Source organism: Paenibacillus sp. MABNR03, from assembly GCF_050455445.1.
Classification (GTDB): Bacteria; Bacillota; Bacilli; order Paenibacillales; family Paenibacillaceae; genus Paenibacillus; species Paenibacillus xylanilyticus.
On sequence record NZ_JBCIYR010000003.1, the window covers coordinates 1 to 11898 of the forward strand.

12 protein-coding genes and 4 tRNA genes are annotated in these 11898 nt (G+C 47.5%); 14 read left to right on the forward strand and 2 right to left on the reverse strand.

The annotated features are described in order from the left end of the window. Position 1: 1 nt before the first annotated feature. From AAIH57_RS15210 to yajC, 12 genes are all read left to right on the forward strand, one after another. Positions 2 to 76: transfer RNA gene (locus AAIH57_RS15210), tRNA-Gly, on the forward strand. 9 nt (positions 77 to 85) lie between these two features. Then, a tRNA-Arg gene (locus AAIH57_RS15215) sits at positions 86 to 162 on the forward strand. A gap of 15 nt (positions 163 to 177) precedes the next feature. Continuing rightward, positions 178 to 256 (forward strand) — tRNA-Leu (locus tag AAIH57_RS15220). 8 nt (positions 257 to 264) lie between these two features. After that, a tRNA-Pro gene (locus AAIH57_RS15225) sits at positions 265 to 338 on the forward strand. Between the two features lie 154 nt (positions 339 to 492). Next, positions 493 to 1188, forward strand: a complete 696-nt coding sequence (locus AAIH57_RS15230) for a BofC C-terminal domain-containing protein (protein WP_430022170.1) — start codon at positions 493 to 495, stop codon at positions 1186 to 1188. A gap of 238 nt (positions 1189 to 1426) precedes the next feature. Then, positions 1427 to 1930, forward strand: a complete 504-nt coding sequence (gene ruvC, locus AAIH57_RS15235; RefSeq protein ID WP_056701196.1) for a crossover junction endodeoxyribonuclease RuvC — start codon at positions 1427 to 1429, stop codon at positions 1928 to 1930. Next, positions 1927 to 2541 carry a Holliday junction branch migration protein RuvA gene (ruvA, locus tag AAIH57_RS15240; protein ID WP_430022172.1) on the forward strand — a complete coding sequence of 205 codons (615 nt, stop codon included), beginning with the start codon at positions 1927 to 1929 and terminating at the stop codon, positions 2539 to 2541. The genes ruvC and ruvA overlap by 4 nt, the downstream gene beginning before the upstream one ends. A gap of 56 nt (positions 2542 to 2597) precedes the next feature. Continuing rightward, a complete protein-coding gene (gene ruvB / locus AAIH57_RS15245) occupies positions 2598 to 3608 on the forward strand; it encodes a Holliday junction branch migration DNA helicase RuvB (RefSeq protein WP_175397157.1) in 1011 nt (336 codons plus the stop codon). 77 nt (positions 3609 to 3685) lie between these two features. Continuing rightward, positions 3686 to 5788 carry a SpoIID/LytB domain-containing protein gene (locus AAIH57_RS15250; protein ID WP_430022174.1) on the forward strand — a complete coding sequence of 701 codons (2103 nt, stop codon included), beginning with the start codon at positions 3686 to 3688 and terminating at the stop codon, positions 5786 to 5788. Positions 5789 to 5795: 7 nt separating this feature from the next. Continuing rightward, positions 5796 to 6824, forward strand: a complete 1029-nt coding sequence (gene queA / locus AAIH57_RS15255) for a tRNA preQ1(34) S-adenosylmethionine ribosyltransferase-isomerase QueA (protein WP_430022176.1) — start codon at positions 5796 to 5798, stop codon at positions 6822 to 6824. Positions 6825 to 6876: 52 nt separating this feature from the next. After that, entirely contained in the window at positions 6877 to 8013 is a 1137-nt protein-coding gene (gene tgt, locus AAIH57_RS15260; RefSeq protein ID WP_175397160.1) for a tRNA guanosine(34) transglycosylase Tgt, read from the forward strand. A 66-nt stretch (positions 8014 to 8079) separates the two neighbouring features. Beyond that, positions 8080 to 8394, forward strand: coding sequence for a preprotein translocase subunit YajC (yajC, locus tag AAIH57_RS15265; RefSeq protein WP_175397161.1), 315 nt, complete (start codon positions 8080 to 8082; stop codon positions 8392 to 8394). Between the two features lie 88 nt (positions 8395 to 8482). On the opposite strand, the gene AAIH57_RS15270 is transcribed toward yajC, so the two are convergent. Next, positions 8483 to 8875, reverse strand: a complete 393-nt coding sequence (locus AAIH57_RS15270; RefSeq protein ID WP_175397162.1) for a TIGR04086 family membrane protein — start codon at positions 8873 to 8875, stop codon at positions 8483 to 8485. A gap of 227 nt (positions 8876 to 9102) precedes the next feature. On the opposite strand from AAIH57_RS15270, the gene AAIH57_RS15275 reads away from it, so the two are divergent. Next, entirely contained in the window at positions 9103 to 9798 is a 696-nt protein-coding gene (locus AAIH57_RS15275; RefSeq protein WP_175397583.1) for a DUF421 domain-containing protein, read from the forward strand. Positions 9799 to 9809: 11 nt separating this feature from the next. Here the strand turns inward: AAIH57_RS15275 and spoVB are convergent, their stop codons facing one another. Beyond that, positions 9810 to 11423, reverse strand: a complete 1614-nt coding sequence (gene spoVB, locus AAIH57_RS15280) for a stage V sporulation protein B (protein ID WP_430022179.1) — start codon at positions 11421 to 11423, stop codon at positions 9810 to 9812. Positions 11424 to 11651: 228 nt separating this feature from the next. On the opposite strand from spoVB, the gene AAIH57_RS15285 reads away from it, so the two are divergent. Further along, positions 11652 to 11891 (forward strand): post-transcriptional regulator, encoded by a 240-nt coding sequence (locus tag AAIH57_RS15285; RefSeq protein WP_095289489.1) that lies wholly within the window; start codon positions 11652 to 11654, stop codon positions 11889 to 11891. Positions 11892 to 11898: the final 7 nt, after the last annotated feature.

The following is an 11898-nucleotide window of genomic DNA, read 5'->3' on the forward strand; positions in this document are numbered from 1 at the left end:
TGCGGACGTGGCTCAGCGGTAGAGCATCGCCTTGCCAAGGCGAGGGTCGCGGGTTCGATTCCCGTCGTCCGCTCCAATAATATTTGCGCCCTTAGCTCAGCTGGATAGAGCGTTTGACTACGAATCAAAAGGCCGGGAGTTCGAATCTCTCAGGGCGCGCCATTTATAAATTCATTTGCCGGCGTGGCGGAATGGCAGACGCGCTCGACTCAAAATCGAGTGGGAAACCGTGGAGGTTCGAGTCCTCTCGCCGGTATAATATAACGGGATGTAGCTCAGCTTGGTAGAGCACCTGGTTTGGGACCAGGGGGTCGCATGTTCAAATCGTGTCATCCCGATCCAAAGAAATGGACTATCTCTAAGAGGTAGTCCATTTTTGTTTTTTCTTAACGTAATACCAAGTTACCTGGGTTCCACACACTGGGTTTATTTTGCATAAAGCATAATCCTTTCGGTCACACTAGGTTTAAAAAAGTGATAGAAGGGGTTCATGTGAACACGTTTAAATTCAGGAAACAATTCAAAAGACGCTGGCGGCGCTGGAAACGAACTGCATGGATGACTGCTTCATTGGTGGCCATAACGATATTGGCCTACAGCGGATTGTCGATTTCCTCTCACATTCAACGATTGTTAACCACCAACTTCGGTGAAGCAGCTGCGGTAATGGGGCCTGTGACCATCGAAGAACGGTCCGAGGAAGAGGTACAAACCATATTGGCAAAGCTCTCTTCTGAACCTGATCGTTTAACTTCGGTTGTTTTGGAGACGCATTATATATGCGGGGTAGAAACGGAACGATTGGGGAAAATGGCTTTACCCCAATTAAAGATATTGTTGCAACAGCATCCGGAATGGGACGCTGAAGTGGTCGCCTCGGATACATTGCAAATCAAGGAACATGTAGATGATCTTTCCCCGTTATGCAAGGAACAGGCTTATATCAGCGTGGATGGGGTGGGGAATCTCAAACTTTATGAAGGTCGACCGACAGAAGAGAAGGTCATACGTACTTTTTTTCAAATGGACGTTGGATCGTTGGAAAGTTCTCTGCCTGAAGGAGTGCTGGAGCAATTACAGCAGGGTATCCGTGTACAAGACAAAGATGAATATAACAGCGTGATTTCTACTTTTAGCGATTATGCCATTGATGGGCCGCATAAAGAAGAGATTCAAAATGGCGGATAAATGAAGAGCATCCCAAATTTAGACTAAGGATCAGTCTTAGGGCATCGAATGATGTCCTTTTTGTCGTAGGAAAAACGACTAGTCGCAAGAGGAACACGACCATGCAGAAAATGCCCTTTTTATGCCGAACCAAACGCTACCAGAGAATAGACAAAGTTTTTCCTGTCGGAGGGTCTATCTTTTGTTATAATGAAATGAACGATACATATGTTCGCTTTATTGTAAGGGAGAGATGGTTTTGCGTTTTTTGGGAATTGACCCGGGGATTGCGATTGTCGGTTTTGGATTTGTGGATAAGATCGGTAGCAAAGTGGTACCCGTACAATATGGCTGCATTCAGACGGAAGCCCATACACCTGAAGAAGAACGGTTGCTTCACGTTTATGAGGGCATGGTGCAGTTAATTGATAAATACAAGCCAGATGCAGTGGCACTGGAAAAACTGTTTTTTAACCGGAACGTGACTACAGCGATGTCTGTCAGCCAAGCGAGAGGTGTTATGGTGCTTGCTGCTGCACAGAAGGGCTTGCCCATAGCGGAGTATACCCCAATGCAGATCAAACAGGCGATCGTGGGATATGGTAAGGCAGAGAAGCGGCAGGTGCAGGAAATGGTCAAAATGTTTTTGCGTTTGCAGGCTATTCCGAAGCCGGATGACGTAGCAGATGCTTTGGCTGTAGCCGTGTGTCACGCGCACTCTTATACATTAAATTCCAAGTTGAATGAGGTATTGCGAAAATGATTGATTTTCTAAGAGGACAGTTCGTACATGTAGAGAATGAATATATTGTGCTTGATGTTCATGGTGTGGGGTACCGTGTATTCTGTCCCAATCCGTTTGCTTTTGCGAAGCAGGAAGGCGAAATTACGGTGTATACCCATCACCATGTGCGTGAAGACGCGATGCTTCTGTTTGGCTTTGTTACACGGGAAGAACAGCGTTTGTTCCGCAAACTGATTGAAGTTTCCGGTATTGGACCAAAGGTTGCACTTGGTATATTAGCAGGTGGTACACCGGACCACGTTGTTACAGCGATCTATCAGGAGAATTTGACGTTCCTGACAAAATTGCCGGGCATCGGCAAGAAGACGGCACAACGCATGATTTTGGACCTCAAAGACAAGCTGGACGGTTTTGGTGCAGCGGCGTATGCTACAGGTTTGTTTGCACCACCTTCAGAGGAATCAGGGAGTGGTTCTGCATGGGATGAGGCACGTGACGGTTTGAAGGCTCTCGGTTATACAGACAGTGAGCTTGATAAAGTGTGGCTTAAGTTGAAGAAGGATGTCACTTCGGCGGATTCTGTTGATGTGTTGATGAAACGTGCGCTGCAAATGCTGTTTACGGGTTAGTTAAATTTGCATATAACATATAGCAGTAGCCCGCACAAAAAAAGGTAGGGATGAACATGGATGACCGGATTATTTCCGCCAACCTGATGATGGAGGATCAGAATGTTGAACTGAGTCTCCGTCCCCGGTATCTGAATGAATATATCGGACAAAACAAGGTCAAGGAAAATTTGAAAGTATATATTGAAGCTGCCAAATTGCGCAATGAAGCATTGGATCATGTGCTGCTCTATGGTCCACCCGGACTTGGTAAAACGACACTTGCCAATATCGTTGCTAACGAGTTGGGCGTGAACCTGCGCACCACGTCGGGACCGGCGATTGAACGCCCGGGCGATCTGGCTGCGCTGCTGACGAATTTACAGGAAGGCGATGTCCTGTTTATTGATGAAATTCATCGTCTGCATCGTACCGTTGAAGAAGTGATGTATCCCGCCATGGAAGACTCTGCGTTGGATATTATGATCGGGAAAGGGCCAAGTGCTCGTTCCGTTCGGCTGGATCTTCCGCCGTTTACCCTGATTGGGGCTACAACACGTGCAGGCTTGCTGTCTGCACCACTTCGAGACCGGTTTGGTGTCATTAGCCGTCTGGAGTTTTATACAGTGGATGAGCTGGCGTACATCGTCTCACGATCTACTGAAATTCTGGGCGTCGAGATTGTTGGTGATGCTGCAGAAGAGATTGCACTGCGTTCCCGTGGGACACCGCGGATTGCCAATCGATTGCTGAAAAGGGTACGCGACTTCGCTCAGGTGCGTGGCGATGGAATTATTACTCAGGCACTGGCTGAAGAGGCTTTGAAACGACTTCAGATTGACCCACGTGGATTGGACGAAATCGATCACAAGATGCTTACATCCATGATTACCAGTTTCCGCGGAGGTCCTGTTGGCCTGGATACGATAGCAGCTACAATTGGTGAAGAAAGTCAGACCATTGAGGATGTCTATGAGCCATATCTGCTGCAGATCGGCATGATTCAGCGTACACCAAGAGGCCGGATCGTTACGGATCTCGCTTATCATCATCTGGGTCTGCCTATACCACCAAGAGACGGAAAGTAACCTGTGTTAACGGAATCTCTTAATAAAGAAAGTTGAAGTTTTCAAGAAATCTACCCGATATAAATTGTAGAAACTGCATGGAGAGGAGTTTGAACGTGGGGAAAGCATTACCAACGAAGAAGTGGAGCCGGCGGTTAAAGGTTTTGGCTACCGCTCTCTTGACGGTAGGATGTCTGCAAGTGCCTGCCTTTGCTGCAGAGAGTAATGGACAGATGATCCGGGTAGCGATGTTTGCGAACCTGGGAAGTACGTATAAGTCGACAACACCACTCATCACACTTGAGACAACTGGTAAGTGGAGTATTGGATCAGAGAGTGGGGCGGGTGTATCCCTTCCTGCTGGTCAAATTCGTTTCAGTGCGGATGGCTTACGGGTAAAGGTGCTCGAAACTGGGGACTTCAAGACTGCAGCCGCAGCTGCAAAATTATTACAGGCAACCAGCGATAAACCATCGCTGTTCACCACGACGTTGAGCGGTAAGGCAACCTACCAGCTGTATACGGGGAATTATGCAACAGAAGCTTTGGCTTCACAAGCAGTAGCACGAGTGCAAAAAGTGGCTGCAGCTCAAATGGGTGGTCAAAAGGCAGCGGTAACCGGAAGCAAGCGTTTGTCGGCAGGGAGCTACAGTTCACTCCAGGAAGCTGAGGCTGCACAGGCATCGCTCTTATCAGCAGGAATCAGTGCCTACACAGTCCTACAATTGACTGGCGGAGCTCAAGGATATTCGGTATGGGTTGGAGAAGCGGTTACGGATGCGGAACTGGCAGCAGTGCAAAAGAATGTGGAAGCCAAAGCACCCGGAGTGAGCTTAACCCCTGTAACTAACAGTGCTGCGCTCATGATCCGTCAGGATGCCGGATTAAGTGCGGATACACTGAAAACTGTTCCACATTACACCATCGCAGGCAGTGAAGCCAAAGCTTTTGTGCAAGGTGATGGAAGCGGGATTAAAGTATTGGAACGCTCTGAGCGGACATACCGGGGAGACATGGAAATTAGCATCGTAGGAGGCGATCTTGCTTTGGTCAATGTCGTCCCACTTGAACAATATCTATACTCGGTTGTTGGGGCTGAAGTATATTCATCCTGGCCAGCGGAGGCCCTAAAAGTTCAGGCAGTCGCAGCTCGCTCTTACGCGCTTCAACAGGGCGATCGTTTTAAAATCGCCAATGTGGTGGATACGACACTCAGCCAAGCGTATAACGGAATTGGTTCGGAGAACGATAAAGTATCGAGTGCCGTAGACGCAACTGCAGGGGAAGTCATCAAAAGCGGCGGTAAAATCGTTGAGGCTGTGTTCTCTTCCAATGCAGGTGGACAAACAGCTCACCCATCCGAAGTATGGAATGGTGGGGCAGGAGTGTTCAGTAATGTGGACAGCCCTGGGGATGCATCGGCCCAAGCTGGGTTACATACGTGGTACCATGTGCTGCTAAGTTCAGGGGTCAGTGGATACATCCGTGAGGACAATGTCAAAGAACTGACAACGAAAACAGATGCAGGGCTGTCCAAAGTGACGGTTACCGCCCAAAATACCAATGTACGTCCCATACCACTCATCCAATCTACGGTTGAACCGGTGGCCAAAATGAACCCGGGCACCGAGGCTGTGGTTTTGGCGAAAGTGGCACAGTCCAATGATTACGCGTGGGTAAGAGGACCTTTTACCTCTGCTGCTTTGGTAAAAGCGCTGCAAGGAAAAACAACGACGACCGTTCCCGCGTCCATCTCAACATTGGAAGTCACGAAGCGCGGACCTTCAGGAAGAGCTCTTGAGGTCAGTGCGAACGGACAACCATTGACGGTCAAATATGCGGATACGTATCGTTCCGCACTTGGGGGATTGCCGAGCACCTTATTTGATATTGCAGGAACCGGAAGTTATACTGTATTAGGCGCTGACGGGCAAACATCAAGTAAAACCGGTTCTAAAGGAGCAGCTGTTTTATCAGCTTCTGGAACGGGCACTTCATCCGGTAATGCTCTTGTCGTTATGAGCGGGGATGGTCAAGCCAGAGCAGTGACCCAGGGTCAGACCTTCATGTTCATTGGTCAGGGTAACGGTCACGGATTGGGCTTGTCTCAATGGGGGGCCAAAGGTATGGCAGATGAAGGGTATGATTACCAGGAAATATTGAAACACTATTATCAAAATGCGACTATTGTTAAGGAATGAATCGAAGATGAATGTGAACTTATATGATTTTGAACTACCGGAGCAGCTGATCGCACAGACGCCATTGCTTGATCGTACGGCGTCCCGGCTGCTGACCTTAAACAAGGAGAGCGGTGAGGTTAATCATCACTCGTTCCCTGATATTATCAACTTTCTGGAGCCTGGTGACACATTGGTCTTGAATGATACTCGTGTTTTGCCGGCTCGCTTATTCGGCACGAAAGAGGACACCGGGGCTAAGGCTGAGGTACTTCTGCTGAAAAACGTGGAGGGCGATCGTTGGGAAGCTCTTGTCAAACCAGGGAAGAGGCTGAAAGCCGGTTCTGTTATCGTATTCGGTGACGAGCTTAAGGCCGTCATCGATGAAGAGGGCGAAATGGGCGCACGCATGCTGACGTTCTCCTATAATGGAATCTTTCAGGAGATTCTGGATCGCTTGGGTGAAATGCCTTTGCCTCCTTATATCAAAGAGACACTGGATGACCGCGAAAGATACCAAACGGTTTATGCCAAGCACGAAGGATCAGCAGCAGCGCCAACGGCTGGATTGCATTTTACGGATAAGCTGCTGGACGAAATCCGTGCCAAAGGAGTCAATGTTACCTTCATCACACTTCATGTTGGACTCGGAACGTTCCGCCCCATGTCTGTTGATGTCGTGGAAGACCATGAGATGCACGAGGAGTATTACTCCCTGTCTCAGGAAACTGCGGACTTAATTAATGAAACGAAGAGACGTGGTAACCGTATATTTGCAGTAGGTACGACGAGCTGTCGAACGCTTGAAACCGTAGGCAGCAAGTTCGAAGATGGCGTGCTTCGGGAAAGCAGCGGCTGGACCAAAATCTTTATCTATCCAGGTTACACCTTTAAGGTTATTGATGGCATGCTTACGAACTTCCATTTGCCGAAATCGACACTGGTTATGCTGGTAAGTGCTCTTGCAGGCAGAGAGCATATCATGCATGCTTATGAGCAGGCGATCCAAGAGCAATACCGCTTTTTCAGTTTTGGCGATGCCATGTTGATCTATTGATTTACACGATAATCTTGGCATAACGATTAATTTTAGAGGATGATTAAAACCAATGGCAGCAATTACGTATGAACATATCAAAACATGTAAACAATCCGGTGCGCGTCTGGGACGCGTACATACACCGCATGGTATTATCGAGACACCAACCTTTATGCCTGTAGGAACACAGGCGACTGTAAAAACGATGAGTCCAGAAGAGTTGAAGGAGATGGATGCACAGATTATTCTGAGCAACACCTATCATCTTTTCCTCAGACCTGGTCATGAGATTATTCGTCAGGCTGGCGGCCTTCACAAGTTCATGAACTGGGATCGCCCGATTTTGACGGACAGTGGTGGATTTCAAGTGTTTTCCCTCAGCGAGATGCGTAAAATTACGGAAGAAGGGGTTCACTTCCGTTCCCACCTGAATGGCGACAAGAAGTTCCTTTCACCTGAGGTGGCCATGGAAATTCAGAATGCACTCGGTTCCGATATTATGATGGCATTTGATGAATGTCCGCCGTATCCGGCTGAATACGAATATGTGAAAAAATCACTTGAAAGAACGAGCCGCTGGGCAGAGCGCTGCCTGGAAAGTCATGCTCGTCCGCATGATCAAGGTCTGTTTGCCATCGTACAGGGAGGCATGCATGAAGATTTGCGTCGCCAGAGCGCTGCAGATTTGACTTCCATGGATTTCCCGGGGTATGCTATTGGTGGACTGAGTGTTGGAGAACCGAAACATTTGATGTATGGCGTATTGGACTACACAGTGCCACTGTTGCCTTCCAATAAACCACGTTATTTGATGGGAGTAGGTTCGCCCGATGCATTGATTGAGGGGTCGATTCGCGGAGTGGACATGTTCGACTGTGTTCTGCCTACCCGGATTGCCCGTAACGGAACAACAATGACCAGCCAGGGGCGTCTTGTAGTTCGTAATGCCAAGTTCGCAACCGATTTTGGTCCACTGGACCCTGAATGCGATTGCTACACTTGCCGTAACTACTCCAGAGCTTACCTGCGTCATTTAATCAAAGCGGATGAAACATTTGGCTTGCGTTTGACGACGATTCATAACCTTCATTTCTTGCAGAATTTGATGCGCAATGTGCGCAAAGCCATAATGGAAGATCGTTTGCTTGATTTCCGTGATGAATTTTTCGATCAATATGGTCTTCACGACAATGACAAAGGTTTCTGATCAGGTTTTGCAGAACCGAAGAAACACGCAGTATCTGTAAGTATAGTCGATAAGGGGGAGTTTTGAATGTTTCAGGGAATGCCTTTAGCAGGAGCTCAAGCAGGCGGTGGAATTGTATCTTTGATTGTACCTTTGGTACTCATGGTTGCGATTTTCTACTTCTTGATGATCCGTCCACAGAACAAAAAACAAAAGCAGCGCAATGCGATGCTGAATCAGTTGAAAAAAGGCGATAAAATTGTAACCATCGGTGGCCTTCACGGTACCATTGCTGAAATTACGGATGATGTTGTTGTCCTTCGTGTAAACGATGTGACCAAGCTTACATTCGACCGTAATGCCATCAGCAGTGCAGTGAGTCGTGAAACCGCTGTTGAATAGCATGATTCTAGTTTGTATCAGAGAATCGGATCTCTACGGAGACCCGGTTCTCTTTTTCTTTTTTTTTATAATCGAATGCTTAAAAATTCTAGGATCTGTGTGTGTTAACTCCGAAAATTCCCCCGAGTGCAGAAATCAGGAATGCGCTTGCGAGCTGCAGGGTGTCCTTCCAATTGAACGAAGCGTCCAAAGCCAGAAATCCAATAAGCAGTACGATCAGCCCGTAGACAATCCCGGTTAAACCTCCATGGTACCAGCCTTTTTCGCCAGACCGTTTTCCCGCTACAAATCCCCCAACCAGGAGGGACAAACCATGAACCACATACGTGTAGAGCGAAAGCTCTTGTTCCCGCATGTTGGTCATCCAGAGAAAGAGGGAGAGAATCAGTGCTCCCAGTAACATCCATACAAATGCATGGCAGAGTCCCGACAAAATCGGGTTGGACATTCGAAACGAAATCACTCGGCGAATCAGCTGCATGAAGCAACCCCCTTGTACAAGTTTGAAATTATTACAGTGTATGGTCAAGCCTCTGGAGTTATGAACTGAATTTTCCATTAAATGAACAATTAAGATTCGCATGAGCACATCAGCTTCAGGTCAAAATAGGGATTACGCTTCAGGTATCTGTCTTAACTCAGATGTGAAGGAGGAACCATATTGTGAACTTTTCAGATATCGGTGCTCATATCTTTCGAACGATTCTCATGTACTTTATTGTCTATGGTGCGATTCGGATTATGGGTAAAAGGGAAATAGGGAAGCTGTCCATGTTTGATCTGGTCGTGTCCATCATGCTTGCCGAAATTGCAGCATTTGTCATTGAGGATACAGATAAACCGTTATTTCACGGCATCGTACCGATGCTGACAGTACTTGTTGTTCAGATTGGCATGGCTTTTCTAAGTCTCAAAAGCCGCCGGTTACGATTGATGATTGATGGCAAACCAACCGTACTGATCTCCAAGGGCACATTGCATCGCGATGAAATGCGCAAACAGCGATACAATCTGGATGACCTGCTGCTTCAATTGCGTGAACAGAATATCGACAGCATTGACGAAGTTCAATTTGCGATCTTGGAGACGACGGGCAAGCTAACGGTCATCCCGATGGACAACTCTTATTCCGCCAACAGCTCATCACAACCAACAAATAACAAGCAAAGACCCAGAAAAGACAAAGTTGATGGCTTCCAAAATATTAAATACGAAGGTCTGCCTTTGCCGCTGATTATGGATGGAAAAGTTCAGGATCAAAACCTTGAGCTCATCAAGAAAACACGCTTTTGGCTTAAAAATGAGATCCAGAAGAAAGGTGTTCTCGATTTTAAGGATGTGTTTATATGTTCCATTGATCATAACGGAAAAGTATTTGTGAGCTTGAAGGATGATCAAAAATAGGAAGTAATGCCCTACTTACGTGAACGTCGCTGGAACCATGAGCCGATGATCGGCATCCGGGAGAGATCATGGAAGTCAATCATTCGGGTTAAGCCCATCACGATAAAGTAAACGATTAAACCGGTTAGTAGAGCCAGGAGCATTCTCAGCCAAAAAGGCAGCAAGATGACTGTATGTTCATACACAAGTAGAGTTGCTGCTCCCATGATGACCATACCTGCTGCTGTTTTGACCCAGTCCATTCGTTTAAACCGCAACTGAAGCAGATTGCGGACACTTCTGGCGTGTAAAAGGGTAACGACGGTTGAGTTCACACAAATGGCAATGACTGCCCCCAAAATGCCGTATTCCGGCCTGGATGCAAGCAGTAATATCAAAGTAATTTTGATCACTGCACCGATAAAGGTATTGAGGAGTGCTTTTCCTGGACGATCGAGTGCCTGCAAAGCGGCTTGAAGAGGTGCCTGGATGTAGATAAACAAAGCAAAAGGAGCCATCAGTTTAAGCATGCTTCCAATCGATGCATCATTATATAGTACCAAACACATCGGTTCGGCAAGCACATACATAAAAACAGAAAAAGGTGCACCTGTGACGAGTGCAAGCCGCAAAGCCTGGTGCATGCGTTTGTGAATAAGGGCTCGGTCTCCCTGTGCTGACGCTTCAGACAGCGAGGGTACAAGTGACGTTGCAAGGGAGGAAGTCAGCGCTCCCGGCAGCAGCAACAGCGGAATAATCATGCCTTGTAAAGCACCGTACTGGGCTGTAGCCAGTCCACGGGATATGCCTGCAAGTGCCAGACTCTGAGCGGTAACGATCGTTTCAGCAAGGTAGGAGAGGGAGCCTACAAGTCGACCTGCTGTTACCGGCACCGAGATGGCCAACAAGCGACGAATCAACCCCGTTTGTGAAGCTTCTGAATCCACGGGTACAGTTGGAACCGGAGCATTTGCATCCTTAGGGGGAAGAAGCCGATTCGCTCGCTCCGAGTCCTTTTTGTATCTGCTGTAATTCCACAGCAATACAAGCATGCCCACAAATTCTCCAACGAGCGCTCCGAGCATGGCCCCTGCGGCCGCCTGAGCAATACCCTGAGGAAGTAAAAGCCAGGAAAACCAGATCACGCATATGATACGGACGACAGTTTCAGTTATAGAGGAAGCGGCATTTGGAATCATATTTTGCTTGCCCTGAAAATACCCTCGAAACACTGCAGATACGGCAATGATGGCAATCATCGGACTCATGCTGACAAACGTATGGTATACCCTCTCATCTGTCAGAACATAGCGTGTAACCCAAGGCGCAAAGACAATGCACAAAAACATGAATACAACACCCAGCGTTAAGGTGAAGCTTAGACTGATCTGCAATATGCGTTGGGGGGAATAACGGTTAGCCCCCGTGTCTGCTTCAGCAACGAGTTTGGCAACGGCGAGTGGTATGCCTCCGGTAATTAATGTCACGAGTACAATAAAAAACGGATAGCTCAGCTGATACAAACCAACCCCTTCAGCTCCGATCACGCGTGGCAGCGCAATGCGGGGGATAAAACCGAGAATGCGATTAATAATGCCTGCAGCAAGCAGGATCATGGCTCCCTGGATGAATGTCTGTTTCTTCAAAACTACCCCTCTTTCCCGGTTGAAAGTAACAGGTCTCGTAAACGGGACAAAGCCGTTGTTCTTCATCCTATGCCAGTCCATTGTCTTCTCATGACAACTTGGACTCTATTAACAAAAAGAACCAGATGGAGCAAGAAGGAATATGAATGGCTGGAGTCGAATTATGTAATATTGATGCCGCATAAAGGCTTGTGCGTATGGAAGGGAGGCGCTCCCCGCTTGGAGGAAATGAACGATATGGAGTTAGAAGAGTCCATTGAGATGTTATGTCGCAGCAAGGCGGAGGAATTAAGGCTTGTCGGATACGAATATGTGACCAGCAAAGATGTCTGGAATTGCGTTAGTCATAAATATGAAAAACAGGGCATTCCACCGCTTCACCAGCTGGTGAACGACATTTTGTCACTGAAAGCAACAAGCTTTATGAACTTTATGACCGTTTCTGCATACCGGGGGTCCTCTTTCTAACGAAAGG

Coding starts and splice junctions, on each gene's coding strand:
- ruvA (WP_430022172.1), top strand. CDS start 1,927: ATGATTGATTTTCTAAGAGGACAGTTCGTACATGTAGAGAATGAATAT.
- ruvB (WP_175397157.1), top strand. CDS start 2,598: ATGGATGACCGGATTATTTCCGCCAACCTGATGATGGAGGATCAGAAT.
- AAIH57_RS15250 (WP_430022174.1), top strand. CDS start 3,686: ATGGAGAGGAGTTTGAACGTGGGGAAAGCATTACCAACGAAGAAGTGG.
- queA (WP_430022176.1), top strand. CDS start 5,796: ATGAATGTGAACTTATATGATTTTGAACTACCGGAGCAGCTGATCGCA.
- tgt (WP_175397160.1), top strand. CDS start 6,877: ATGGCAGCAATTACGTATGAACATATCAAAACATGTAAACAATCCGGT.
- yajC (WP_175397161.1), top strand. CDS start 8,080: ATGTTTCAGGGAATGCCTTTAGCAGGAGCTCAAGCAGGCGGTGGAATT.
- AAIH57_RS15270 (WP_175397162.1), bottom strand. CDS start 8,875: ATGCAGCTGATTCGCCGAGTGATTTCGTTTCGAATGTCCAACCCGATT.
- AAIH57_RS15275 (WP_175397583.1), top strand. CDS start 9,103: ATGTACTTTATTGTCTATGGTGCGATTCGGATTATGGGTAAAAGGGAA.
- AAIH57_RS15285 (WP_095289489.1), top strand. CDS start 11,652: ATGAACGATATGGAGTTAGAAGAGTCCATTGAGATGTTATGTCGCAGC.